The 23,626-nt window shown below is 71.1% G+C and carries 26 protein-coding genes; 23 read left to right on the top strand and 3 right to left on the bottom strand.

Translation table 11 applies throughout. The features are described from left to right. Positions 1 to 14 precede the first annotated feature (14 nt). From OR600_RS05875 to rfbA, 14 genes are all read left to right on the top strand, one after another. Positions 15 to 800 (top strand): purine nucleoside phosphorylase YfiH/LACC1 family protein, encoded by a 786-nt coding sequence (locus OR600_RS05875; RefSeq protein ID WP_204407103.1) that lies wholly within the window; start codon positions 15 to 17, stop codon positions 798 to 800. Then, entirely contained in the window at positions 797 to 1,645 is an 849-nt protein-coding gene (locus OR600_RS05870; RefSeq protein WP_204407104.1) for a phosphate ABC transporter substrate-binding protein, read from the top strand. Before OR600_RS05875 ends, OR600_RS05870 begins: the two co-directional genes overlap by 4 nt. Next, positions 1,642 to 3,609 (top strand): phosphate ABC transporter permease PstA, encoded by a 1,968-nt coding sequence (gene pstA / locus OR600_RS05865; protein WP_265590814.1) that lies wholly within the window; start codon positions 1,642 to 1,644, stop codon positions 3,607 to 3,609. Before OR600_RS05870 ends, pstA begins: the two co-directional genes overlap by 4 nt. 4 nt (positions 3,610 to 3,613) lie before the next feature. Further along, on the top strand, positions 3,614 to 4,417 hold the full coding sequence (pstB, locus tag OR600_RS05860) for a phosphate ABC transporter ATP-binding protein PstB (RefSeq protein ID WP_135977230.1): 804 nt from the start codon (positions 3,614 to 3,616) through the stop codon (positions 4,415 to 4,417). Positions 4,418 to 4,454: 37 nt separating this feature from the next. Further along, on the top strand, positions 4,455 to 5,414 hold the full coding sequence (locus OR600_RS05855) for a phosphate signaling complex PhoU family protein (protein ID WP_135977231.1): 960 nt from the start codon (positions 4,455 to 4,457) through the stop codon (positions 5,412 to 5,414). Beyond that, on the top strand, positions 5,411 to 6,169 hold the full coding sequence (locus OR600_RS05850; RefSeq protein WP_135977232.1) for a YggS family pyridoxal phosphate-dependent enzyme: 759 nt from the start codon (positions 5,411 to 5,413) through the stop codon (positions 6,167 to 6,169). Before OR600_RS05855 ends, OR600_RS05850 begins: the two co-directional genes overlap by 4 nt. 23 nt (positions 6,170 to 6,192) lie before the next feature. Further along, a complete protein-coding gene (locus OR600_RS05845; protein ID WP_251163970.1) occupies positions 6,193 to 6,858 on the top strand; it encodes a cell division protein SepF in 666 nt (221 codons plus the stop codon). Between the two features lies 1 nt (position 6,859). After that, positions 6,860 to 7,678: a pyrroline-5-carboxylate reductase gene (proC, locus tag OR600_RS05840; protein WP_204408284.1), complete on the top strand. Its 819-nt coding sequence runs from the start codon at positions 6,860 to 6,862 to the stop codon at positions 7,676 to 7,678. 4 nt (positions 7,679 to 7,682) lie between these two features. Continuing rightward, positions 7,683 to 7,952, top strand: a complete 270-nt coding sequence (locus tag OR600_RS05835) for a YggT family protein (RefSeq protein WP_135977233.1) — start codon at positions 7,683 to 7,685, stop codon at positions 7,950 to 7,952. A 116-nt stretch (positions 7,953 to 8,068) separates the two neighbouring features. Next, complete coding sequence (locus tag OR600_RS05830; protein WP_265590813.1) at positions 8,069 to 8,716, top strand: DivIVA domain-containing protein; 648 nt, start codon at positions 8,069 to 8,071, stop codon at positions 8,714 to 8,716. 191 nt (positions 8,717 to 8,907) lie between these two features. Continuing rightward, positions 8,908 to 9,183, top strand: a complete 276-nt coding sequence (locus tag OR600_RS05825; protein WP_168353967.1) for a hypothetical protein — start codon at positions 8,908 to 8,910, stop codon at positions 9,181 to 9,183. 143 nt (positions 9,184 to 9,326) lie between these two features. Beyond that, a complete protein-coding gene (locus OR600_RS05820; RefSeq protein ID WP_168353968.1) occupies positions 9,327 to 9,953 on the top strand; it encodes a cyclodeaminase/cyclohydrolase family protein in 627 nt (208 codons plus the stop codon). Next, positions 9,950 to 11,575, top strand: a complete 1,626-nt coding sequence (locus tag OR600_RS05815; protein ID WP_265590812.1) for a tetrahydrofolate dehydrogenase/cyclohydrolase catalytic domain-containing protein — start codon at positions 9,950 to 9,952, stop codon at positions 11,573 to 11,575. Before OR600_RS05820 ends, OR600_RS05815 begins: the two co-directional genes overlap by 4 nt. A 122-nt stretch (positions 11,576 to 11,697) precedes the next feature. Beyond that, positions 11,698 to 12,579 carry a glucose-1-phosphate thymidylyltransferase RfbA gene (gene rfbA / locus OR600_RS05810; RefSeq protein ID WP_135977236.1) on the top strand — a complete coding sequence of 294 codons (882 nt, stop codon included), beginning with the start codon at positions 11,698 to 11,700 and terminating at the stop codon, positions 12,577 to 12,579. Between the two features lie 103 nt (positions 12,580 to 12,682). Here rfbA and OR600_RS05805 read toward each other — a convergent pair whose 3' ends face one another. Next, positions 12,683 to 13,657 (bottom strand): diacylglycerol/lipid kinase family protein, encoded by a 975-nt coding sequence (locus OR600_RS05805; RefSeq protein WP_135977237.1) that lies wholly within the window; start codon positions 13,655 to 13,657, stop codon positions 12,683 to 12,685. 139 nt (positions 13,658 to 13,796) lie between these two features. Here OR600_RS05805 and rnd point away from each other — a divergent pair, with 139 nt between their 5' ends. The 7 genes from rnd (at position 13,797) to OR600_RS05770 (ending at position 19,554) form a co-directional block, all read left to right on the top strand. Then, entirely contained in the window at positions 13,797 to 14,933 is a 1,137-nt protein-coding gene (rnd, locus tag OR600_RS05800) for a ribonuclease D (protein WP_265590811.1), read from the top strand. Positions 14,934 to 15,041: 108 nt separating this feature from the next. After that, on the top strand, positions 15,042 to 15,737 hold the full coding sequence (locus OR600_RS05795; protein WP_135977239.1) for a zinc metallopeptidase: 696 nt from the start codon (positions 15,042 to 15,044) through the stop codon (positions 15,735 to 15,737). Between the two features lies 1 nt (position 15,738). Next, positions 15,739 to 17,148 (top strand): exodeoxyribonuclease VII large subunit, encoded by a 1,410-nt coding sequence (xseA, locus tag OR600_RS05790; RefSeq protein ID WP_265590810.1) that lies wholly within the window; start codon positions 15,739 to 15,741, stop codon positions 17,146 to 17,148. 22 nt (positions 17,149 to 17,170) lie between these two features. Continuing rightward, the gene (gene xseB / locus OR600_RS05785) at positions 17,171 to 17,467 is read left to right on the top strand and encodes an exodeoxyribonuclease VII small subunit (protein ID WP_135977241.1); all 297 of its coding nucleotides are present in this window, start codon (positions 17,171 to 17,173) and stop codon (positions 17,465 to 17,467) included. A 27-nt stretch (positions 17,468 to 17,494) separates the two neighbouring features. Then, positions 17,495 to 17,851 (top strand): histidine triad nucleotide-binding protein, encoded by a 357-nt coding sequence (locus tag OR600_RS05780; RefSeq protein WP_265590809.1) that lies wholly within the window; start codon positions 17,495 to 17,497, stop codon positions 17,849 to 17,851. After that, entirely contained in the window at positions 17,848 to 18,279 is a 432-nt protein-coding gene (locus OR600_RS05775) for a C-GCAxxG-C-C family protein (RefSeq protein WP_135977243.1), read from the top strand. The genes OR600_RS05780 and OR600_RS05775 overlap by 4 nt, the downstream gene beginning before the upstream one ends. A 105-nt stretch (positions 18,280 to 18,384) precedes the next feature. Further along, entirely contained in the window at positions 18,385 to 19,554 is a 1,170-nt protein-coding gene (locus tag OR600_RS05770; RefSeq protein WP_265590808.1) for an acetate/propionate family kinase, read from the top strand. 112 nt (positions 19,555 to 19,666) lie between these two features. Here OR600_RS05770 and OR600_RS05765 read toward each other — a convergent pair whose 3' ends face one another. Continuing rightward, entirely contained in the window at positions 19,667 to 20,380 is a 714-nt protein-coding gene (locus OR600_RS05765) for a GntR family transcriptional regulator (RefSeq protein ID WP_135977245.1), read from the bottom strand. A 148-nt stretch (positions 20,381 to 20,528) separates the two neighbouring features. Here OR600_RS05765 and OR600_RS05760 point away from each other — a divergent pair, with 148 nt between their 5' ends. Next, complete coding sequence (locus OR600_RS05760; protein WP_135977246.1) at positions 20,529 to 21,464, top strand: type I phosphomannose isomerase catalytic subunit; 936 nt, start codon at positions 20,529 to 20,531, stop codon at positions 21,462 to 21,464. A 139-nt stretch (positions 21,465 to 21,603) separates the two neighbouring features. On the opposite strand, the gene OR600_RS05755 is transcribed toward OR600_RS05760, so the two are convergent. Then, complete coding sequence (locus OR600_RS05755) at positions 21,604 to 22,485, bottom strand: aldose 1-epimerase family protein (RefSeq protein ID WP_265590807.1); 882 nt, start codon at positions 22,483 to 22,485, stop codon at positions 21,604 to 21,606. 109 nt (positions 22,486 to 22,594) lie between these two features. Here OR600_RS05755 and OR600_RS05750 point away from each other — a divergent pair, with 109 nt between their 5' ends. Beyond that, positions 22,595 to 23,617 carry a Gfo/Idh/MocA family protein gene (locus OR600_RS05750; protein ID WP_168353969.1) on the top strand — a complete coding sequence of 341 codons (1,023 nt, stop codon included), beginning with the start codon at positions 22,595 to 22,597 and terminating at the stop codon, positions 23,615 to 23,617. Positions 23,618 to 23,626: the final 9 nt, after the last annotated feature.

Genomic DNA, 23,626 nt, shown 5'->3' with positions numbered 1-23,626 from the left:
GCGCCCCCTCCTTGGTGGAGAGGACCGTCGACGGCGTGACCCTGCTCGGCGACTTCGGTCGCCCGAGCAGGGTCACGTTCGCGTTCACGGAGCGCACGGGCGGTGTCTCCCTGCCCCCTTTCGAATCCCTCAACCTCGGCGACCACGTGGGCGACGACCCCGCCGCCGTGGCCGAGAACCGCGCCCGCGCCCTGGCGGCCCTGGGGGCCGGCGACATCGCCGGGTCCCTCGTGGTCCCCAACCAGGTGCACGGCGACCGCGTGGTGACCGTCCGCTCCGCCGACCCCGCGGCCGTGGCCGCGGCCCGCTCCGAGGCCGCCGAGGGGGCCGACGCCGTGGTGTGCCTCGTCCCCGGGGTGCCGGTGCTCCTGTGCTACGCCGACTGCGTCCCCGTGGTGCTCGTGGCCCCCGACGGCTTTGCCGTCGTCCACTCGGGCTGGAAGGGTACATACGCACGCATAGCCGCCAAGGCGCTCGGGGCGCTGTGCGAGGGCTCCCCGGTGCCCCCGTCCTCGGTGCGGGCCTACCTCGGCCCCCATATCGCGGGATGTGACTATGAGGTGTCGACCGAGCTGCTTAATCGGTTCGAAACCGAGTTTGGTAGCATTGTCGGGGTCGACGCCAGCCACCTCTCGCTGGCCGCGGCCATCGTGAACACGCTCGTGAGTGCAGGGATGGACCCGTGCAACATCGTGAACCCAGAGATATCGACGCCCGCCTCCACGGACCGCTTCTTCTCGTACCGCGCCGAGGGGGGCATGTGCGGGCGGCACGGCGCGGTGGCCTGGCTCGCCCCGTGAGGCGCTTCGGCGCGCTGGCGTGCCTCGCGGCCTGCGTCGTCGCCCTCGCCGGCTGCGCCCCCTCGTCCGGGGCGACCGGCGACACCGTGACCGTCGCCGGCTCCACCACGGTCATGCCCATCGCCGAGATGGCGGCGGAGCGCTTCCAGGAGCTCACGGGCGACCGCGTCCTCGTGAGCGGGCTGGGGTCCTCCGCGGGCATCGAGGCCGTCATGAACGGCACGGCCGACATCGCCACCTCGAGCCGCGGCCTCACGGCCGCCGAGGAAGCCACCGGCGAGCTCGTCACCACCGTCATCGCCCGCGACGGCATCGCCGTCATCGTCAACGCCGGCAACCCGGTGGGCAACCTGACCGTCGGCCAGCTCCGCGCCGTGTACGCCGGCGACGTCACCAACTGGTCCGAGCTCGGCGGCCCCGACCTCCCCATCCTCGTGGTCAACCGCGACGAGGCCTCCGGCACCCGCGAGGCCTTCAAGTCCATCGTCATGGACGGCGCGCGCTTCGACGCCTCGGCGGCCGTGCTCCCCGGCACGGGCCAGGTTCGCGACGTCGTGAGCCGCACCCCGGGCGCCATCGGCTACATCTCCATCGGCTTCGTGGACTCCGCCTTCACCACCTCCAAGGTCAAGGCGCTCTCCATCGACGGCGTCGAGCCCACCGAGGCCAACGTCGCCAGCGGCGTGTACCCCGTCTCGCGCAGCCTCTACCTCTTCACCAAGGGCGAGCCCTCCGGCGAGGCGAAGGCCTACATCGACGAGGTCCTGTCGCCCGACATGGCCCAGACCATCCGAGACGCCGGCTACATCCCGGCCTCCGAGTCGGAGGGAGGCGACGCCTCGTGAGCAAGAAGGAAGAGCCCCTGCTCAAGCCCCCGCGCCTGGATGACATCGACCCCAACACGGCGCCGGCGCACAGCTCCAACCTCAAGCTCGTTAGCCGCTCCACCATGATCAAGGAGCGTGCCCTCGAGGGCCTCTTCCTCGTGTGCGCCTGCGTGGCCGTCCTGGCCGTGCTGCTCATCTTCGTCTTCACGCTGTGGAAGGCGATGCCCGTCCTCTCCGACATCGGCATCCTGAGCTTCTTCGGGCTCACCTGGGCGCCCTCTGAGGGGGAGTACGGCATCATGGCCCTGCTCGCCGGCTCCGTCATCGTGACGGCCGGCGCCTTGGTCATCGGCGTGCCCCTCGCCATCGGCTGCGCCGTCTACCTCACCGAGATCGCCAACAAGCGCCTCTCGGGCATCGTGTCGACGGCCGTCGACCTCCTGGCCGGCGTCCCCTCGGTCATCTACGGCTTCTTCGGCCTCGTCATCCTGCGGCCCCTCGTCGCCGACGCCACGGGCGGCCTGGGCTTCGGTGCCCTCACAGCGTGGCTCGTGCTCGCCATCATGATCGTGCCCACCATCACGACGCTCACCATGGACGCCCTGCGCTCCATCCCCATGGGCGTGCGCGAGGCCAGCTACTCCATGGGCGCCACCAAGTGGCAGACCATCTACAAGGTGGTCCTCCCCGCGGCCAAGCTCGGCATCGTCAACGCCGTGGTGCTCGGCATGGGCCGCGCCATCGGCGAGACCATGGCCGTCCTCATGGTCGTGGGCAACGCCCCCGTGGTGCCCGAGAGCGTCTCGAGCCCCATCTCCACCCTCACGAGCCAGATCGCCCTCGACATGGGCTACTCCAGCGGCCTGCACCGCTCCGCGCTGTTCGGTATGGGTGTGGTGCTCTTCGTCATCTCCGCGGGGCTCGTGGGACTCGTGCGTCTGGTGAGCCGTCCCCGCGAGGCCAAGGTGGACACCGAGAAGCTCGCCGAGGAGCGCCGCGAGAGGGAGGACGGGACCCGCGCCACCCAGTGGGAGCTCGCCGAGGACGTCGCCGCCCCTCCCGCCGGTCTCGCCGCCGACGTGGCGGCCCAGGAGGGTTCCCGCGCCCGCATCAAGCGGCTCCTGTCGTCCGGTGCGTCGCCCAAGGTGTCCAAGTCGGCCACCAACAGCGCCATGCTCGGCGTCTTCCGCACCGCCGGCGCCGTCACCACGGCGGTGCTCGTGCTCATCATCCTGTTCGTGGCGGTCAACGGCCTGCCGGCGATGAGCCTGGACTTCGTGTTCGGCTGGCCCGAGGGCGTCAACGCCGAGGGCGGCATCTTCCCCACGATCGTCTCGTCGCTCTACGTGACGGCCCTGGCCATGCTCGTCTGCACGCCCATCGCCGTGCTCGCAGCCGTGTACCTGGCCGAGTACGCCAAGCAGGGCCGCCTCGTGAACTTCATCCGCTACGCGAGCGACACCCTGTCGTCGGTCCCCTCCATCGTCATGGGCCTGTTCGGCTTCGCCCTGTTCGTGGAAGCCTTCGGGTTCGGCCTGTCCATGCTCTCGGCCGCCCTGGCCCTGGCCCTGATGATGCTGCCCATAGTCATGCGCACCACCGAGGAGGCCATTCGTGCGGTGCCCCGCTACATCCGCTGGGGTGCCTACGGCCTCGGTGCCACCAAGTGGCAGGTCGTGAGCCGTGTCGTGCTCCCGAGCGCCTTCCCACGCATCGCCACCGGCATCGTGCTCGCCATCGGCCGCGCCGTGGGCGAGACCGCCGTGGTCATGTACACCATGGGCCAGGCTATCAACCTACCCGTGACGCCGCTCGACTCCGGCCGTCCCATGACCATCCACCTGTACCTGCTCGCCAACGACGGCATCAACATGCAGGCCGCCTACGGCACGGCCCTGCTGCTCATGCTGCTCATCCTCGCGTTCAACCTCTTCGCCCGCCACCTCTCCCGCAAGAGCGCCAAGAAAGCCGGAGGCAAGTGATCCCATGACCGAGTACCGCAACGCTCCCCGCAACGAAAAGACCGGCATCCATGTGGCCGACTTCGACTTCTGGTACGGGGACTTCCACGCCCTCACCGGCGTCACCATGGACATCGCCCAGAACAAGATCACGAGCTTCATCGGCCCGTCGGGTTGCGGCAAGTCCACGTTCCTGCGCTGCATCAACCGTATGAACGACCTCATCGAGGGCACGCGCACGGCCGGCACCATGGAGCTCGACGGCAGCGACATCTACGCCGCCGGGGTGGACCCCGTGGACCTCAGGCGCCGCGTGGGCATGATCTTCCAGCAGCCCAACCCGTTCCCCAAGTCGATCTATGAGAACGTGGCCTTCGGGCCGCGCCTCCAGGGCGTCACGTCCAAGGACGACCTCGACGGCATCGTGGAGGAGTCGCTCAAGCGCGCCAACCTCTGGAAAGAGGTGTCCAACCAGCTCGACAAGAACGGCCTGGCCCTCTCCGGCGGCCAGCAGCAGCGCCTCTGCATCGCCCGCGTGCTCGCCGTCCAGCCGGACGTCCTGCTCATGGACGAGCCCTGCAGCGCCATCGACCCCACCTCCGTGCAGAAGGTCGAGGACCTCATGTACGAGCTGGCGCCCGAGATGACCATCATCATCGTCACCCACAACATGCAGCAGGCCGCGCGCATCTCCGACTACATGGCGTTCTTCCTCCAGGAGCACGCCGGAGAGCCCGCCACCCTCATCGAGTACGGCGTCACGAGCGAGATCTTCTCCTCGCCCAAGGACCAGCGCACCGAGGACTACATCACCGGCCGGTTCGGCTGATCGGCCAGCCCCGCACGCACCGAGAGAAAGGAGCCCCATGAGGGAGCAATTCGACCGCCAGCTGGCGCGCCTGCGCCAGGAGCTCGTGTCCATCTACGCGGAGACCGACCTCCAGCTCCACGACGCCGTGGACTCCCTGGTCCAGGGCGACAAGGCCAAGGCCCGGGCCGTCAAGAAGGCCACGCGCGCCATCGACCTGCGCTGCAACGAGCTTGAGGACCGCGCCTACAACCTGATCGTGCTGCAGAACCCCGTGGCCAGCGACCTGCGCCTCCTGCAGTTCGTCATCTACTGCAACTTCAACCTCGCCCGCATGAGCAACCACGTGCGCAACATCGCCAAGACCACCAAGCGCTGTGCCGGCCACGACGTGCCCGGCCAGCTCCTCGACCTGCTCGCCAGCGAGGCGCACCTCGTCTACCGCGTGCTCGGCGCCACGGTCCAAGCCATCGTCGACAACGACATCGCCGAGGCCGCCGAGCTCCCCGAGCTCGACCGCCCAGTGGACGACCTCTACAAGAGCTTCTACAGCTCGTTCTCGCGCCTCGGGCCCGACGACGACATCGACGCGGCCAGCCGCGTGATCATGGCCGCCCGCATGCTCGAGCGCATCTCCGACAACTCCGTCGAGGTGGGGGAGCGCCTGGTGTTCCTGCTCACGGGCAACCACGAGGCCCTCACCGCCCTCGCCGACATGGACGAGGAGGAGATCGAGGACCTCTACGTGGGCCAGAACGCGTCCTTCTCCCTCGGCGCCGAGAAGATCGAGCGCCTGGCCAACCAGATCCCCGAGATCGAGGTGGGCGCCGACTCCGACCCCATCGTGGACGACGAGATCATCTCCGGGAACATGAGCCAGGCCCTCGAGATGGCCGCCCGCGCCGCCGCCCAGGCCAAGGCCGAGAAGGCCGCCAAGAAGGCCCAGAAGGCCGGTGCCCAGAAGGAGGCGCCCAAGGACGGTGCGAAGGGCGCCCAGAAGGGGGGCGATCCCCGATGAGCCCGGTGGAGGACCAGGGGGCCTACCGCGCGTTCCTCGCCCGGCGCCGCGCCGAGATTGAGGCGCGCATTGCCGCTGCCTGCGAGCGCGTGGGGCGCGACGCCTCTGAAGTCCGGGTCTTCGCCGTCTCCAAGACGGTGGGGCCGGAGGAGGTCGTCTCGGCCATGGCCGCCGGCTACACCTGCTTCGCGGAGAACCGTCCCCAAGAGCTCGTGCGCAAGCTCGCCGCCCTCGAGGCCGCGGGCGTCGACGTGCCCCGCTTCGACATGATCGGCAACCTCCAGAAGAACAAGGTCAACGCGGTGCTCGGCCGCGCCACGGTCATCCAGTCGGTCTCCTCGGCGCACCTGGCCGAGGCCGTGAGCCGCCGTGCCGCCGAGCGCGGCATCGTGGCCCGGGTCCTTCTCGAGGTCAACGTGTCCGGCGAGGAGACCAAGGGCGGCTTCGCCCCCGCCGAGCTGGCCCAATGGGCCGAGCACATCGCCGACCTCCCCGGCATCCAACCCGAGGGCCTCATGACCATGGCGCCCGCCCACGAGCCGGTCGAGGACCGCGAGACGTTCAGGGGACTCCGGGAGCTTCGTGATAGTCTGGAGACCGAGACGGGCCTCGTGCTGCCGGTGCTCTCCTGCGGCATGAGCGACGACTTCGAGATCGCGGTGGAGGAGGGCTCGACCCTCGTGCGCCTCGGCCGCGTCGTCTTCGACCACGACTACACCCCCGCCGCCGGCGACCCGGCGACCAAACGCGACTAAAACGAGACCAAGGAGGGTCTGCCGTGAGCTTCCTCGACAACATCCGCGACCGCCTCATGGGCGAGTCGGGCCAGGGCTACGACGACTACGACCGCGGCTACGACGACTACGACGACCAGTGGGGCGACGAGCACCAGACCAGCGGCGTCCTCGGCAACACGTCCCGGCCCGAGGCCGAGTCGGTCTCGGTCTACACGAGGAGCGGGCGTCCCGTGGAGGAGGGCGTCTCCTCGCCGTCCGCCGGCGGGTTCAGCACCTCGCAGCGCATGGGCGACGAGCGCTGGGGCGCCGGCAGCACCCACCGCACCGCGGGCGACTACGCGCCCTCGGCCACGAGCGTGCTCGGCAACTCCCACACCCCCACGCCGGGCGACGTGGGCCTCACACCCGTCCCCCGCGTGAGCTCCGGCAAACTCCCGCCCTACGTGCTCAAGCCCACGAGCTACGACGACGTGCAGCTCGTCATCCGCCGCGTGCGCACCAACCAACCCGTGGTCATCTCGTTCAGGAACACCCAGATCGAGATCGCCAAGCGCATCCTCGACTTCTGCTTCGGCCTCTCCTGCGGCGTCGACGGCGCCGTGGAGGAGATCGACGACCGCGTGTTCGTCGTCCTGCCCAACGGCATCGAGCTCTCCTCGGCCGACCTGGAGAAGCTCGCCGCCGACCGCGTGATCGGCGGTAGGTAGCGTGCGCGCCTCGGAGGCCGCCGTCTGCATCGTCGGCGGGGGAGCCATGGGCGGCGCCATCGCCCGCGGGCTCGTGGCGTCGGGCACCTGCCCCGCCTCCCACGTGACGGTGTGCGACCACAACGACGCCAAGCTCGAGGCCCTCGCCTCCGATTGCGCCGTGTCCACCGCCAGGGATGCGGCCCGCGCCCTCGCCGCGTCGCCCGACGTGGTGGTCGTGGCCGTGAAGCCGCAGGTCCTCTCCTCGCTCCTCGAGGAGGTGGGGCCCGCCGTGGCCGGCTCCCTCGCTGTCTCCATCGCCGCCGGCACGCCCCTGGGCTCCATCGAGGAGCAGCTGGGGGAGGGAGCCCGCGTCGTCCGCGTCATGCCCAACCTTCCCGTGGCCGTCCGCCGCGGCGCCTCCGCCGTGGCCCGGGGCCTCTGGGCCACCGACGACGACGTCGCGCTCGTGTGCGAGCTCTTCGGCGCCCTGGGCTCCGTCGCCGTCATGCGTGAGGACCAACTCGACGCCGAGGGTGCCGTCATCGGCTGCGCGCCGGCGTACTTCGCCCTCATGGTCGACGCCCTCACCCGTGCCGGCGTGGACGCGGGCCTTCCCGCCGCGGCGGCCCGCGACCTCGCCTGCGCCACCATGGGGGGCGTGAGCGAGATGCTCTCGGACTCCGGCGAGCACCCCCGCGCCTACATGGAGAAGGTGACCTCCCCCGGAGGCACCACCGCGGCGGCCCTCCGCGTGCTCGAGCCGGCCCTCGTGGAGGGCTGCTACGGCGCCGTGGACGCGGCCCTCGAACGCACCCGTGCCCTATCCCGGAAAGGCTGAGCCCATGCTTCCACTCGCCCGCGCGGTGAGCACCCTGTTCGAGATCTACGAGTTCATCATCCTCGCCTGGTGCATCCTCAGCTGGATTCCCCGCACCCCCGGCGGCTTCGTCGACGACCTCTCCCAGGTGCTCTCCCGCCTCGTCATGCCCTACCTCGGCGTGTTCCGGCGCGTCATCCCCTCGTTCGGCGGCATCGACTTCTCGCCGGTGGTGGCCATCCTGGCCCTCTCCATTCTGCAGCCCATCGTCGTGAGGCTCATCCTCATGCTGTAGCGCCGCGGCCGGCCACCTGCATTTCTCGTGGTGGGCGCGGCACGGCGCCTCCGTGCGCTAAACTTTTCCCTGTTCGTGCAATTGCACCAGGCCATCCTTTAGTGAAGGGACCGAGAATGGCGATCACACCAGCGGACATCGAGCAGCTCACGTTCAGCGCGTCCAAGCAGGGTTACGACACCGAGGAGGTCGACGCCTTCCTCGAGGAGCTCGCCGGCGAGGTCGACGCCATGCTCCAGAAGATCATGGACCTCAAGAGCCGCCTCACGGCTTCCGAGCAGGCCCTCGACGCCGCGCGCGCCCAGGTCGCCCAGCTCGAGGCGCAGGGCTCCTCCTCCGAGATCGTGTCGGTCCAGGCCTCCAACGTCACCATCGCCTCCGAGCGCCAGATCTCCCAGGCCCTCATCGCCGCCCAGCAGACGGCCGACCGCATGGTGGCCGACGCCCGCGACAGCGCCGACAAGATCAAGAACGACGCCGACCAGAAGGCCCGCGAGGTCATCCGCCAGGCCCTTGCCGAGAAGCAGAACGAGCTCGACGAGATAGACCGCCTCAAGGCGTCCCGCGAGGACTTCCGCACCCAGTACAAGCAGCTCCTCCAGCACTTCATGGACGACGCCGAGTCGGTGTTCCCCGACCAGATCCTGTCCTCCCCCTCGGGCTCCGCGCCCCGCTACGACATGCCCAAGGTGACCGAGACCGTCGACGCCAGCGCCACGGTCTACGTCCCCGCCTCCGACGGCGCGCTCGACGACCTCGACTAGCCCCGCTGCGACCCGACGGTTCCGTGGACGGCCGGCCCCGTGCTGGGGCCGGCCGTCCCTTCATTCGCGGACCCCTCCCGGCCGTTCGCAGACAATTCAGATTACGTCCATAAACCAGAAGGTCTTCTCCTGAAGAATGGGGGCACCACCGGACGCAGGATCCGGCAGCCCACGATCCCAGGGAGGCCGCCATGGCATGGACACCCCTCAACGACAACTACGCCGTCAACGACGAGACGGCCACCGTCATCTGCCGCGCCATGCGCACCACGGGTTTCTTCGACGACAGCTACCGCGTGTGCGACGACCCGCTGACCCGATCCACCAACCGCGGCGTGAGCTTCGCGACCTTCGACGACCGCGTCGCGGCGGGGGAGCGCGGCGGCATCCGCAGGGTCTCGTTTCCCATGGGCATGAGCTACGAGGACGTGGTGGACGCCATCCGCGTGTACGGCCGCATCCGCTGACCTCCAGACCGACGACCCCTCCTTCCGCGCGGCCCACGACGCCCACCCCGTCGCGGGCCGCCCTCCCATGGGCCTGTGGCCCCGGGGCCCGCGAACGGGTATCGTCTTGGGCTGCCGACCGTCTGCGGAGAGGAGTGGGGCCCATGAGCTGGAGTCAGCCCGTAGAGACCTATCTGGAGGACCTCGGGGCGCCCACGCCGGCCCCCGGCGGCGGGGCCTCGAGCGCCTTGGCCGGCGCCGTGGGGGCCGCCCAGCTCCAGATGGTCGTCGCTCTCACCTGCGCCAATCCGCGCTACGCCGGGGTGGCGGGGCGCATGGCCGAGCTGGAGGCCGCCCTCGAGGCCGACCGCAGACGCTTCCTCGCCCTCGCCGACGAGGACGCGGAGGCCTATGGGCGCGTGGCCCGGGCCCTCAGGCTGCCCCGTGGCACGGACACCGAGTGCGCGGCCCGCTCCGAGGAGCTCGCCGCGGCCCTCCTCGGCGCCGCGGCCGCCCCCTTCGCCATCATGGACCTCGCCGTCGCGTGCCTCTCCCTCTGCGACGAGGTGGCCCGCACCGGCACGTCCATGGCCGCCTCCGACGTCACCGTGGCCGCCGCCCTCCTGCGCGCGGCCGTGGACGGCTCGGTGGCCACCGTGCTCGCCAACACCCGCTGGATGGCCGACCGCGCTCTCGCGGACGGGCTCGTGGCCCGGGCCGACGCCGCCCGCGGCGAGGGCGAGCGCCTCGCCGCCTCCGCCATCCGCCGAGCCGAGGAGGACCTCCGATGAACCGAGAGCTCGAGGGCGCACCCGTGGCCGCCTCCATCCGAGACGCCTGCCTCGCGAGGGCCGCGGCCCTCGCCGACCGCGGCGTCACCCCGCGGCTTGCCATCGTCTCCGCGGGCGACGACCCCGGCAGCCGCTGGTACCGCGCGGCCGCGGCCCGGCGCCTCGAGGGCTGCGGGTGCGAGGCCGACGTCGTGGAGCTGGACGCCGACGTGACCCAGGGGGCGCTCGAGCGCCTTGTGGCGGACCTATCGGCCGACCCCGCCGTCCACGGCATCCTCGTGCTGCGGCCGCTGCCCCCCCACATCGAGGAGGCGGCCGTCGCCGCGCTCGTGGCGCCCGCCAAGGACGTCGACGGCGTGGCCCCGGCGAGCGTCGCCGGCCTCGCCGCGGGCGACCCGGCGGCCTTCGCCCCCTGCACGGCGGCCGCGGTGATGCGCCTCCTCGACCACTACGGCTTCGAGTGCCGCGGCGCCGCGGCCACGGTGGTGGGGCGCTCGTCCACGGTGGGCCGCCCCGTGTCCCAGCTGCTGCTGGCCCGCGACGCCACGGTGACCGTGTGCCACTCCCGCACCGCCGACCTCGCGGCCGCCTGCCGCACCGCCGACCTCGTGGTCACCTGCCAGGGGCGCCCCCGCTCCATCACGGCGGACATGGTGGCCCGCGGGGCCTGGGTCGTGGACGTGGGCACGAGCGAGGACGAGGACGGCTCCATGGCGGGCGACGTCGACTGGGGGCCCGTCTCGGCCAGGGCCGGCGCCGCCACCCCGGTGCCGGGCGGCGTGGGGTCGGTCACCACGGCCGTGCTGGCCGAGCACACGGTGACGGCCGCCGAGCGCGCCGCCGCGCGGGGCCGCCCCGCCTCCCCGTACCGCGACGACCCGGTGGTCTCGCAGCTCTTCGACCGCAGGTCGGTGCGCGCCTTCATCGACGACCCGGTGGGCCCCGAGCTCCGCGAGGCCGTGCTCGAGGCCGCCTGCCAGGCGCCCACGGCGGGGAACCAGCAGCTCTACTCCATCGTCCAGGTGGACGACCCGGAGGCGAGGGCGCGCCTCGCCGTGCTCTGCGACGACCAGCCGTTCATCGCCCGGGCCCCCTGGGTGCTCGTGTTCCTGGCCGACTGCCGCATCTGGCCCGCCCTCTACGCCGAGGCCGGCGTCGAGGGGTTCCGTGCGCCAGGGGTGGGCGACCTCATGCTCGCCGTCTCGGACGCCGTCATCTGCGCCCAGAACGCCGTCGTGGCGGCGCACGCCCTCGGGCTCGGCTCCTGCTACATCGGCGACGTCATGGAGCGCAAGGAGGAGGTCTCCGAGCTCCTGGGCCTGCCGCCCCACGTCTTCCCGGCGGCCATGCTCGTGCTCGGCTTCCCGACGGCCGGGCAGGCCGCACGCCCCAAGCCGGGGAGGGCCCCGCTCGCGGCCAAGGTCATGGGGGACCGCTACCGCACCCTCGAGGGCGACAGGCTCCGCTCCCTCGTGGCGGACCGCGTGGGCGCCAAGGGGTTCGACGAGTGGGTGCGCGCCTTCTGCGCCCGCAAGCACGACTCGGCCTTCTCCCGCGAGATGACCCGGAGCGTGGCGGCCTACCTCGACGGGTTCGACCGCACGGGCGAGGCGTCCGTCTGACATACGGCTCGGAACCCGGTCCCGGGGCACCTTGGAGCGTCTATACTTCCAAAGGACTGTGCACGTCCCCGGGGGTGCAGGCCCCGGTACAAACCATCCCAGGAGAGGGAGGTACACACCCCATGAAGGGAATCGTCCTCGCAGGCGGCCATGGGAAGCGCATGTATCCCATCACCCGCGCCACGTCCAAGCAGCTCCTTCCGGTCTACGACAAGCCCCTGATCTACTACTCGCTGTCCGTGCTCCTCGAGGCCGGCATCCGCGACATCCTGGTCATCTCCAAGCCCGAGCACCTCGGCTCCTTCCAGGAGCTCCTGGGCGACGGCTCCCAGCTCGGCATCAACATCGTCTACCGCCCCCAGCCCACCCGCGGCGGCATCGCCGAGGCCTTCGTCATCGGCCGCGACTTCATCGGCGACGACGACGTGGCCCTCGTGCTCGGCGACAACGTGTTCCACGGCTCCGGCTTCGGCGACAAGCTCAAGACGGCCCAGAAGAACGCCGCCGACGGCCAGGCCACGATCTTCGGCTACCGCGTCGACGACCCGCAGCACTTCGGCGTCGTGGAGTTCGACGACGACGGCAACGCGGTCTCCCTCGAGGAGAAGCCCCTCGAGCCCCGCTCCAACTACGTCGTGACCGGCCTGTACTTCTACCCCTCCGACGTCTGCGACTACGCGTCCCGCCTCCAGCCCTCCACCCGCGGCGAGCTCGAGATCACCGACCTCAACCGCATGTACCTCGACGACAAGCGCCTCAAGGTGCAGCAGCTCGGCCGCGGCTTCGCCTGGTTCGACACCGGCACCATCGACCGCCTCTTCTCCGTGGGCGAGTACATCCGCTCCGTCCAGGAGGCCACGGGCGTCAAGGTGGCCGCCCTCGAGGAGATCGCCTACGACGCCGGCTGGATCCGTCGCGCTCAGCTCCTCAAGCTCGCCGACGGCCTCAAGAAGACCGAGTACGGCCACTACCTCGAGAAGATCGCCCTCTCCACGCGCCGCTAGGCCATACGGGAGGACCGTGGCAAAGGACGGGCCCGCACCCCCTGGGGAGCGGGCCCGTCCCCTTGTCCGGGCGCCCTGTCCTCGGGCGCCGTGCCGGGCGGTGTCAGTCGGTGGGGAAGGCCTTGACCTCGGTGCCGGGGAAGAGCGGCGCCTCCCCGCTCTCCACCGCATAGGGGGAGAGGGCGTCGACGACGAGGCGGCAGCGCTCCGGCAGGATGCGGGCCGTGAACGACGAGACCTCGTGGTCGAGGGGGTCGCCGTCTATCTGCATGGGGATCGGGCGGCTCGACGATATGGTGGCCTCCCTGGCCCTGAACCGCTCGATGGACGGGCGCCCCAGGTTTGCGCCGTGGCGGTCGATGAGGCCCAGGAACAGCGGCTTCAGGAGCCCCACGGCGTCGGGGGACTCCAGGACGATGATGTCGAGGAGGCCGTCGTCGAGGCGGGAGTCGGGCACGATCTCGAGGTCGCCCTGAAGCATGGCGCTGTTGGCGGCAATGCAGGCGATACCCTCGCGCACGAAGGTCTCGCCGTCGGCCTCCACGGTGAAGGTGACCAGCGGCGGGTTGGGGTTGCCCACGGCGGCCATGAGGTAGGCGGCCTGGCCCATGGCCTTCTTGTTGGGGACGGCGGCGCGCATGAGCTCGGCGTCGAACCCGGTGCCGCTCATGAGGGTGAAGCCCGCACGGTGCTCGCGCCCCTCGGGGCCCATCCAGCCCACCTCGCCGAGGTCGCACTCCATGGTCCGGCCGATGCGGCACGCGCGGGCGAGGGCTGCCGGCTCCGGGGAGTTGCCGAGGCTGGCGAAGAACAGGTTGGCCGTCCCCGAGGGGAAGACGCAGACGATCGCCCGGTGGCGGCGCAGGGCGTAGAGGAGCGACGCCACGGTGCCGTCGCCGCCCGACACCACCACGAGGTCGAAGTCGTCGGCGTCCGCCACGGCCTCGTCGGCGTCCCAGTCGGCCGCGAGCGAGCGGAACTCGCAGCGGTCGCCCGTGTGGAGGAGACTCCGCTCGAACAGGTACACGGCGTCCGACCCGAACCCCGACGCCCCGTTGTGCACTATCAGGGTCCTCATGGGTCCCCCTCCCGCCGTGGGGCCGCACTCGCCGCGGCCTCGCCTGTCGGTCTAGTATAGGGGTCGGCCCCGACCCAGGGCCGTGCAGCCAGCCCACGCCCCGCCGGTCCCTGTGCGGGACCGGTCAGAAGGAACCCCATTGTTCATAGACAGCGCCGCCGAGCTCGCCGCGTTCTGCGGGAGAGCCGCATCCTCGCCCATGCTCGCCCTCGACACCGAGTTCCTGCGGGAGCGCACCTTCCGCCCGCAGCCCTGTCTCCTCCAGGTGGGCACCCACGACGAGCAGGCGGCCGTGGACGTCATCGCGCTCACGGGCGAGGCCCTCGCGCCTCTGCGCGACCTCCTGTTCGACCGCGCCCGGGTCAAGGTGCTGCACGCCTGCAGCCAGGACCTCGAGATCTTCCAGATCCTGTTCGGCGACATCCCCGATCCTGTCTTCGACACCCAGGTGGCGGCCGCGTTCGTGGGGCACCGCCTGCAGATGGGCTACGGCGCCCTCGTGGAGGCCGTGTGCGGCGTGCACCTGCCCAAGACCGAGAGCCTGACCGACTGGACCCGGCGCCCCTTGGACCCGGAGCAGGTGTCCTACGCCGAGGACGACGTGCGCTACCTGCCCGCCGTCTACGACGGCCTCGTGGCCGAGCTCGTGCGCCTCGACCGCCTCACCTGGGTGCTCCCCGAGATGGAGGCCCTCGTCGCCAAGGCGCGCTGCGCCGCCGATCCCGAGGACGCCTTCCGCCACGTGAAGCGCGTGGGCACCCTGAACGGCCGCCAGTTGGCCGTCTGCCGGGAGGTGGCCGCCTGGCGCGAGCGCAAGGCGGCCCAGCGCGACGTGCCGCGCAAGTGGCTGCTCTCCGACGAGGTCGTCATCGAGGTGTCCAAGCGCATGCCTCGCACCCAGGAGCGCCTGCGCCGCGTGAGGGGCACGGCCCAGCTCAAGGAGAAGGATGGCGACGCCATCGTCTTGGCCGTGCGCCGCGGTCTGTCGTGCCCGCAGGACCGGTGCCCCCGCGTCGTGCACCGCGCCCGGCCCACCCAGGAGTCCGAGAGCGTGGTCGACCTCATGAACGCCCTGGTCCGCCTCGTGGCGGAGCGGGAGTCCATCGCCCCCCAGCTCCTCTCCGGGCGCGACGACCTGATGGCGTTCCTCGACGACCCGGCGTCCTCGAGGCTGGGGGAGGGGTGGCGCCGCGACCTCATGGGCGACATCCTGTCCGACCTTCTCGCGGGGCGCGCCGGCCTCACCGTGAAGGACGGCCGAGTGGAGCTCCTCTGACCCTTTGCGGGTTGTATAGAACAGATGTTCTGCAACGCCCGCTGGGCTATACTTGGGAAACCGTCAGGGTCGGAAGGTCCGACCCTCGTACCTGAGGAGTGATCAAGCATGCCCCTGTACTATCCCATGGGGTTCGACTCCGGCTACCTGCTCCTGGTGGTCGTCTCCCTCGTCCTGGGCTTCGCCACCCAGCACTACATTGACAGCACCTACAAGCGCTGGAGCAGGGTCCCCGTGCCCGACGGCCGCACCGGCGCCTTCATCGCCCGCTCCATGCTCGAGGCGGACGGTGTCGGCGGCGTCGGCATCGAGGTCGTCCCCGGCGAGCTCACGGACCACTTCGACCCCCGCGACAACTCCCTGCACCTGTCGCAGGCAAACCTCTCCGGCGCCTCGGTGGCCTCCGCCGCGGTGGCCTGCCACGAGGCCGGCCACGCCGTGCAGTACGACAAGGGCTACGTGCCCGGCCGCATCCGCACGGCGCTGGTCCCCGTCGTCAACCTCGCAAGCAATGTCTGGATGATCGTGCTCATCGTCGGCATCTCCATGTCGTTCGCCGGCCTCGTCGACCTCGCCATCATCCTGTTCGCGGCCTCCGTGCTCTTCCAGCTCGTCACGCTCCCGGTGGAGTTCGACGCCTCCCGGCGCGCGCTCGCGTACTTGCGGACGGCCGGGTTCGACGGCGAGGTCGTCGCGGGCGCCCGCAAGGTGCTCACCGCCGCCGCCCTCACCTACGTGGCCGCGGCCCTCGTGTCGTGCCTGCAGCTGCTCTACCTGCTCGGCGTCAGCAACAGGAGGGACTGAGGTGGCGGTTCGCCCCCTCTCGGTGTCGGCGGCCGTCGGGCTCGCCAGGCGCACCGTCGAGGACATCCCCCAGATCCAGGTCATCGGCGAGGTCAGCGGCTTCCGCGGCCCCAACGCCCGCAGCGGCCACTGCTACTTCTCGGTCAAGGACGAGTCGGCCGCCATGGACGTCATCGTGTGGCGTGGCGTCTACCAGGGCTCCGGCGTGCAGCTGCGCGACGGCCTCGAGGTGACCATGAGCGGATCGTTCCAGGTGTACGAGCGCTCGGGCCGCCTGAGCTTCGTGGCCCGGCGCCTCTCCCTGGCGGGGGAGGGGCTACTCCGCCAGCGGGTGGCCGAGCTCGCCCGGCGCCTCGAGGCCGAGGGCCTCATGGACCCCGCGCGCAAGCGCCCCGTGCCCTCCTTCTGCGAGCGCGTGTGCGTGGTGACCTCGCTCTCCGGCGCCGTCATCGACGACGTCAAGCGCACGCTGGCCCGCCGCAACCCCCTCGTGCGTATCGACGTCGTGGGTTGCTCCGTGCAGGGCCCCGACGCCCCGGCCACCATCGTCGAGGGCCTGCGGGCGGCCGCGGCCTCCGCGCCCGACGCCGTGCTGCTCGTGCGCGGGGGCGGCTCCTTCGAGGACCTCATGGCCTTCAACGACGAGTCGGTGGCCCGCGCCGTGGCCGCGTGCCCCGTCCCGGTGGTCACGGGCATCGGCCACGAGCCCGACCACTCCATCGCGGACGACGTGGCGGACCGCAGCTGCTCCACCCCTACCGCCGCCGCCGAGTCCGTGGCGCCCGACACCGTGTCGCTCACGGCCGCCCTGGACCGCTGGGGCCAGCGCCTCGCCTCCTCCTTCTCCCACCGCCTGGAGGGGGAGTCCCGCGCCCTCGACGTCCTTGCCGGCCGCATGGGCCAGGCCCTGGGCGCGCGTCTCTCCCTCGAGGCCGCGCGGGTGGAGGCCCTTGCGGCCCGGCCGGTGCTCTCGGGCCCCGAGGCCGTGGTGGACGCCCGGCGGGCCACGGTGGAGCTCATGGCCGACGACCTCGCGGGGGCCATGGAGGGCCTGCTCAGGTCCCATGGGGCGTCCCTCGACGTCCAGGGCTCGCGCCTCGGCCGGGCCGCCTCCGCGGTCACCGCGCCCTCCTTGGCCGCGCTCGAGTCGCTCTCCGGGCGGCTCGGCCGCGCGGCCCCGTCCGTGACCCGTCGCGGCGAGGAGGCCGTGAGGCGCATGGCGGCCTCCCTCGAGGCCCTCTCGCCCCTCAAGGTCATCGCCCGCGGCTACGCCATCGTGCGCGGCCCGGACGGCGCGGTGGCGAGCTCGGTAGCCTCGCTCTCGCCCGGCGACAGCGTCGACGTCTCGGTGTCGGACGGCTCGTTCACGGCCACGGTCGCGGCCTGCACGCCCGCACCCACCACCCGGTAACCCACAGCGGAAGGAGCCACCCATGGCAGAGCCCACCCCGGTGGACCAGCTCACGTTCAAGCAGGCCTCCGTCGAGCTCGAGCAGATCGTCTCGTCGCTCGAGCGCGGCGACCTCGAGCTCGAGGAGGCCCTCGGCGCCTACGCGCGCGGCGTCGAGCTCCTCACGAGCCTCCGCGGGCGCCTCGCGAGCGCCCAGCAGCAGGTCTCCGTGCTCTTCGACGCCACCCAGCCCCAGCAGGCCCCCGCGGGCGCCCAGGGCGCCGCGGCCCCGCAGCCGGCGGCCCGGCCCCCCTACGGCGCCGACGGCCCGCTCTTCTAGCCCGGACCCCATCCAGAGGAGGAACCCATGGAGGACTGCGTCTTCTGCAAGATCGCCGCGGGGGAGATCCCGGCCGAGAAGGTGTACGAGGACGACCTCGTGTGTGCCTTCAAGGACCTCTCGCCCCAGGCGCCGGTGCATGTGCTCGTGATCCCCAAGGCCCACTACGGGTCCGTGACCGACGGCGTGCCGGCGGAGACCCTCAAGGCCATGTTCGACGCGGTGGCCGAGGTGGCCCGCACCACCGGCGTCGACGCCACCGGCTTCCGCTGCATCGCCAACACCGGCGCCGACGCCGGGCAGACGGTGCCTCACGCCCACATCCACGTCCTGGGCGGCGCCCCGCTGGGGGAGTCCCTCGCCGTCTGCGAGGGCGGCCGATGACCCGCGAGGAGACGGTGGCGCGCGCCCTCGAGCTCCACACGGGGGGCTACAACTGCGCCCAGGCCGTGGCCTGCGCCCTGGCCGAGGCCCTCGGCGGCGCCGTCGACCTCGACGAGGCCCAGCTGTTCGCCGCCTGCGAGGGCCTCGGGCTCGGCATGGGCGACATGGGCGGCACGTGCGGGGCCATATCCGGCGCCTGCGTGGTCTCCGGCCTCGTCGGCTCCACGCGCCGCCTCGATGCCCCCGACTCCAAGGCGGCCACTTACGCCGTGGGCAGGGAGCTCCTCGGCCGCTACCGGGACGCCGTGGGCTCCGTCACCTGCGCCCTGATCAAGGGGCGCACCGGCGGCCCCGTGCTGCTCGGGTGCCACGACTGCGTGGGCACGGGCGCCGGTGTGGCCTACGACGTGCTGGTGGGCGAGGGCTGAACCTGTCTCCCATTCGCGGTCAAGCGTGTACACTTGTCTGACGCCGGCCCACAAGGGCCGGCGTTTCCACGAGAGCGGGCCCCGGGCCCCCAGAGGAGGACGTCCATGAACGTACTGGTCATCAATGCCGGCAGCTCTTCCCTCAAGTACCAGCTGCTCGACGTAGACACCGGCGAGGTCTTCGCCAAGGGAAACTGCGAGCGCATCGGCATCGACGGGTCGTTCATCGGCCACCAGGAGCGCGGCGGTGAGAAGGAGCGGCTCGTCGTCGACCTCCCCGACCACAAGACCGCGGTCAAGCACGTCTTCGAGATCATCGACGGCCTCGGGCTGCCGGTGGACGGCATCGGCCACCGCGTGGTCCAGGGCGGCTGGTACTTCCCCGAGTCCGCCGTGGTGGACGACGAGGTGCTCGCCAAGGTCCGCGAGGTCGCCCCGCTGGCCCCCCTCCACAACTACGCCGAGGCCGACGTCGTGGAGATCTGCCGCGAGCTGTACCCCTCCCTCGGCAACGTGATCGTGCCCGACACCGCCTTCCACTACAACATGCCCGAGCGCGCCTGGCGCTACGCCCTGCCGCGCGACGTGGTGGACAGCCTGCACATCCGCAAGTACGGCGCCCACGGCACCTCCCACCGCTTCATCTGGCGCGCCGTGCAGGAGTTCACGGACGGCGCCTGCCACAAGCTCGTGTCGTGCCACCTCGGCTCCGGCGCCTCCCTCTGTGCCGTCGAGGACGGCCACTCCGTCGAGACCACCATGGGCCTCACGCCCCTCGACGGCCTCATCATGGGCACCCGCTGCGGCACCCTCGACCCCGCCACGGTCTTCTACCTGCAGCGCGAGGGCGGCTACACCGTCGACGAGGTCGACACCATGATGAACAAGCAGTCGGGCCTGCTCGCCCTCTCCGGCATCTCCAGCGACTCCCGCGACATCGAGGAGGCCGCCGCTAAGGGTGACGAGAAGGCCGAGGTCGCGCTCGACATGTTCGCCTACCGCTCCGCCCAGCTCATCCTCGAGATGGCCGAGGCCATGGAGGGCTTCGACACCATCGCCTTCTCCGCCGGCATCGGCGAGAACTCCGACGACGCGCGCGCTCGCATCTGCGCCAAGCTCGGGTGGATGGGCGTCAGGATCGACGACGCCAAGAACGCCGTGCGCAGCGACGAGGTCCGCGAGATCTCCGCGGCCGACTCCGCCATCCGCGTCCTTGTGGTGCCCACCAACGAGGAGCTCATGATCGCCCTCGACGTCCAGGAGAAGCTGGCCTAGGGCGGCCGCCCCGCATCGTCCCGGCTGTGTGAACAGGGGGCGCCCGCGACCGGTCGGGTCGCGGGCGCCCCCTTTCCTCTCCGCCGCCGTCCTTCGCCCGGGGCCTCACCGTCTATTTGGTGTCGACGCAGCGGAAGCTCCAGTCGCGGGTGTCGTGGTGGAGGACCGTGTACTCGAACAGCCTGCCGTCTGACAGGAAGCTCACCTGGTCGATCTCGAGGATGGGCACCTCGGAGGGCAGGGAGAGCCAGATGCGCTCGTTGAGGTTCGGCATCACCGCGCGGATGGAACGGTGCGTGGAGGAGACCGTGAGGCCGAGCCCCACCTCCACGTGGCGGTAGATGGACTGTGCGGCTTGCTGCTTGGTGAGGTTGGGGACCGTCTTGACGGGGATCCAGGTGTAGGCCACCGCACCGCGGCTGCCGTCGATGGAGCGGACGCGCTCGATGTGGTAGACCGGCGTCCCCTCGGGCACGCGGAGCCGCTCGGCGACAACCCCCTCGGCCCCGCACACCTCGAAGGTGAGGATCTGGGTGTCCACGGAGGCTCCGAGCTCCCGCGCGCTCTCGGAGTAGCCCTGCACGAGCTGGTCGAGGGGCGCGGAGTCCTCGGGGTCCACGTCCTTGACGTAGGTGCCCGACCCCCTGCGCTTGATCACGAGGCCGCGGTCGTAGAGCACGTCCATGGCCTTGCGCACGGTGATGCGGCTCACGTCGTAGGTCTCGCACAGCTCGTCGCACGAGGGGAGGCGCCGCTGGGGCTTGAACTCGCCGCTCCGGATCTTGGACTCTATGTCGTCGGCCACAAACAGGTATTTGAGCGGCATGTCCCTCCTCGACGGTCGACATATCAAAGCCCCTCAATGATAGCCCTCATTGCGTGCGGACCGTGGCCTTTCCCGCCGGGGCGCGCCCGCGGCCGCGACGGGGGTTAAAGTGGGGGTGCCCGCAGAGCCTCACCCGAAGGAGCGCACCATGGCCGACCTCATCTTCCTCGAGCCCGTCTTCCACGAGAAAATCTGGGGCGGCCGGCGCCTCGCCACCGAGTTCGGCTACGACATCCCCGACGGCCCCATCGGCGAGTGCTGGGCCATCAGCGCGCACCCCCACGGCGACTGCGTCGTGGTGGGCGGGGAGTACGACGGCATGCACCTCTCCGAGGTCTGGGACGGGCACCGCGAGGCCTTCGGCTCCATGGAGGGCGACCGCTTCCCGCTCCTCATCAAGATCCTCGACGCCGAGGGCGACCTCTCCGTGCAGATCCACCCCGACGACGCCTACGCCGCCGAGCACGAGAACGGCAGCCTCGGCAAGCGCGAGTGCTGGTACGTCCTCGACTGCGAGCCCGACGCCACCATCATCGTGGGCCAGAACGCCAAGGACCCCGAGGAGTTCCGCGCCATGGTGGACGCCGGCCGCTGGGACGAGCTCCTCAACGAGCTGCCCATCCACAAGGGCGACTTCTTCCAGATCGACCCGGGCACGGTGCACGCCATCAAGCACGGCACGATGATCCTCGAGACCCAGCAGTCGAGCGACGTCACCTACCGCCTCTACGACTACGACCGCGTCACCGAGGACGGCACCAAGCGCGAGCTCCACATCGACAGGTCCTGCGACGTCGTGGACTACGGCGTCGTGGCCCCCGCCTCCGGCGAGGTGGACGTCGTGGCGGACGACCGCGGCGTGGCCGTGCTCGAGAGCAACGAGGACTACACCGTGGAGACCGTGGACGTGGATGGCTCCCTCGAGCTCGCCGAGGACGCCCCGTTCCTGTGCGTGTCGGTTATCGCCGGCGAGGGCACGGCCAACGGCCACGCCGTCAAGGCGGGCTCCAACTTCATCGCCCCCTCTACGGTTCCCACGCTCTTCCTTGAGGGCTCCATGCGCCTCGTGGTGAGCCGCCCGTAGAGGCCGGGCGGCCGCCGGCGCTCCCGATATACCCACGAAGACGCCTGTGACGAGGGCGCCCGCAGCCGCCACCGGCCGCGGGCGCCCTCTGTGTGCCGCGCCCTTCTACGTGCCGCGCCTTCCCCCCCCGGGGGGGGGGCTAGAACGGGCGCACGGTGAAGGTGCGCTCGAAGGTCCCGCCGGGGGCGAGCAGGGTCACGCCGCGCTTCCCCTCCATGGCGTCGCCCTCGTCGGTACCCGTGGCCGTGCCCGTCCAGGGCTCCACGGCCACGAAGGGGGCGTCGCCGGCGGCCGACCAGATGCCGCAGTACTTGAAGCCGGGGAAGTTCACCTCGACGCCGTGGCCCGACCTGGTGCCCTCCAGGCGCACGGTGCGGCCGGGCACGTCCTGGAGCACGATGGCGTCGCGGTCGAACAGCCGGTGGGAGAGGGGCAGCACGGCCTCGTCGTCGACGACCGCCACGCGGTCGGACCAGTCGATGAGGCGGTCGTGGATGACCGGCGCCTCGTAGGTCCAGGGCTCGGCGAACTCGAGCACCCAGTCCTCGAACGCCTCGCCGGAGCCTGGCTCCAGCGGCACGTTGAAGGCGGGGTGGCCGCCCAGCTGGAAGGGCATGGGCACGTCGCCGGTGTTCTCCACCGAGAAAGTCTGGGCCAGCGCCCCGTCCCCGACGGCGTAGGTCATGGAGAGGGAAAAGGCGTAGGGCCACTGCCCCCGCGTGCCCTCGTCGTCGGTGAGGCGGAACGTGACGGAGGCGGGCCGGACGTCCACGACCTCGTGCTCGTGGGTGCGGGCGATGCCGTGCTGCGCCATGGTCGCGGGCCCCTGCTGGGTGGTGCAGCGGTCGCCGCGGAGCGCGCCCACGATGGGGAACAGCACCGGGGCGCGGCGGGGCCACCACCGCCCGTCGCCCCGCCAGAGGTACTCACGGCCGTCGAGGGCGAGCGACAGGAGCTGCGCCCCCTCGGAGTCGACGGCCGCCCTGAGGTTGTCGCTTGCGATGACGGTGGTTGCGCCCACGGCACGCTCCTCTCGGAAACGGCGCCCCCGGTGGGCGCCCGTTCCCGTCCTACCACGGGCGCCGGTCGTGAGACAATGGCTTTTAGTCATTTACCAAGAAAGGAAGGCGATGGAAGACCTCAGGATCGCCACCATCGGCACGTCCATGATCACCGGCCAGTTCCTGGAGGCCGTGGGGCTCGTCGACGGTATCACCTTCGCAGGCGCCTACTCCCGCTCCCTCGAGAAGGCGGAGGAGTGGTCGCGCGCCCACGGCGCGGACAGGGCCTGGGACAGCCTCGACGCCCTCGCGGCCGACGACTCCGTGGACGCCGTCTACATCGCGAGCCCCAACCTGCTCCACGCCGAGCAGGCCCTCAAGATGATCGGGGGCGGCAAGCACGTCCTCGTGGAGAAGCCCCTCGGCACCACCCGGGCCGAGGCGAGGCGCGTGTTCGAGGCCGCCAGGGAGAAGGGCGTCGTGGCCATGGAGGCCATGCGCCTCGTGCACGACCCCGCCTGGCGTGTCGTGGCCGAGAACCTCCACTTCCTCGGCACCCTCCGCAGGGCCAGCTTCCCCTACGGCAAGTACTCCAGCCGCTACGACAAGGTGCTCGCCGGGGAGCAGACCAACATCTTCGACCCCGCCTTCGCTACGGGCGCCCTCATGGACATCGGCATCTACCCGCTGAACGCCCTCGTACTCATGCTCGGCGAGCCGGACGACCTCATGTGCTTCGCCGACACCGTCGACGTCACGGGCGACGGCGGCACCATCGACCTCTGCGGCACCGTGCTCTTCGACTACCCCGACGCCGTGGCCACGGTGTCGTACTCCAAGGTCACCGACGACCGCCTCCCGGCCCAGATCGAGGGGGAGAAGGGCACCATGATCGTCGACAGCGTGCCCCAGCCCAGACGCATCGAGGTCTTCTACGGCGACGGCTCGAGCCAGGTGCTCCCGGTCCCCGGGCGGAAGAACCGGACCGACCACGAGGTGGGCAACATGGAGTTCGAGGTCGCCGACTTCCTGGCCGCCTGCCGCGGCGAGCTCTCCCTGGAGCGCCTCAACGAGAACACCCTGGCCGTGATCGGCATCATGGACACCGTCCGCCTGCGCGAGGGCATCGTCTTCCCGCACGACGAGGGCTGACATCCACCT

Origin of the sequence: Granulimonas faecalis (assembly GCF_022834715.1) — a bacterium.
Taxonomy (GTDB): domain Bacteria; phylum Actinomycetota; class Coriobacteriia; order Coriobacteriales; family Atopobiaceae; genus Granulimonas; species Granulimonas faecalis.
The sequence above is the reverse complement of the archived record's forward strand: the minus strand, read 5'-3'. Positions and strand labels throughout refer to the sequence as shown.

What these genes read in the sequence shown, in the direction of transcription:
- pstB (WP_135977230.1), top strand. Translation starts at nt 3,614, where the DNA reads ATGACCGAGTACCGCAACGCTCCCCGCAACGAAAAGACCGGCATCCAT.
- OR600_RS05855 (WP_135977231.1), top strand. Translation starts at nt 4,455, where the DNA reads ATGAGGGAGCAATTCGACCGCCAGCTGGCGCGCCTGCGCCAGGAGCTC.
- OR600_RS05850 (WP_135977232.1), top strand. Translation starts at nt 5,411, where the DNA reads ATGAGCCCGGTGGAGGACCAGGGGGCCTACCGCGCGTTCCTCGCCCGG.
- OR600_RS05835 (WP_135977233.1), top strand. Translation starts at nt 7,683, where the DNA reads ATGCTTCCACTCGCCCGCGCGGTGAGCACCCTGTTCGAGATCTACGAG.
- OR600_RS05830 (WP_265590813.1), top strand. Translation starts at nt 8,069, where the DNA reads ATGGCGATCACACCAGCGGACATCGAGCAGCTCACGTTCAGCGCGTCC.
- OR600_RS05825 (WP_168353967.1), top strand. Translation starts at nt 8,908, where the DNA reads ATGGCATGGACACCCCTCAACGACAACTACGCCGTCAACGACGAGACG.
- OR600_RS05820 (WP_168353968.1), top strand. Translation starts at nt 9,327, where the DNA reads ATGAGCTGGAGTCAGCCCGTAGAGACCTATCTGGAGGACCTCGGGGCG.
- OR600_RS05815 (WP_265590812.1), top strand. Translation starts at nt 9,950, where the DNA reads ATGAACCGAGAGCTCGAGGGCGCACCCGTGGCCGCCTCCATCCGAGAC.
- rfbA (WP_135977236.1), top strand. Translation starts at nt 11,698, where the DNA reads ATGAAGGGAATCGTCCTCGCAGGCGGCCATGGGAAGCGCATGTATCCC.
- OR600_RS05805 (WP_135977237.1), bottom strand. Translation starts at nt 13,657, where the DNA reads ATGAGGACCCTGATAGTGCACAACGGGGCGTCGGGGTTCGGGTCGGAC.
- OR600_RS05795 (WP_135977239.1), top strand. Translation starts at nt 15,042, where the DNA reads ATGCCCCTGTACTATCCCATGGGGTTCGACTCCGGCTACCTGCTCCTG.
- xseB (WP_135977241.1), top strand. Translation starts at nt 17,171, where the DNA reads ATGGCAGAGCCCACCCCGGTGGACCAGCTCACGTTCAAGCAGGCCTCC.
- OR600_RS05780 (WP_265590809.1), top strand. Translation starts at nt 17,495, where the DNA reads ATGGAGGACTGCGTCTTCTGCAAGATCGCCGCGGGGGAGATCCCGGCC.
- OR600_RS05775 (WP_135977243.1), top strand. Translation starts at nt 17,848, where the DNA reads ATGACCCGCGAGGAGACGGTGGCGCGCGCCCTCGAGCTCCACACGGGG.
- OR600_RS05770 (WP_265590808.1), top strand. Translation starts at nt 18,385, where the DNA reads ATGAACGTACTGGTCATCAATGCCGGCAGCTCTTCCCTCAAGTACCAG.
- OR600_RS05765 (WP_135977245.1), bottom strand. Translation starts at nt 20,380, where the DNA reads ATGCCGCTCAAATACCTGTTTGTGGCCGACGACATAGAGTCCAAGATC.
- OR600_RS05760 (WP_135977246.1), top strand. Translation starts at nt 20,529, where the DNA reads ATGGCCGACCTCATCTTCCTCGAGCCCGTCTTCCACGAGAAAATCTGG.
- OR600_RS05750 (WP_168353969.1), top strand. Translation starts at nt 22,595, where the DNA reads ATGGAAGACCTCAGGATCGCCACCATCGGCACGTCCATGATCACCGGC.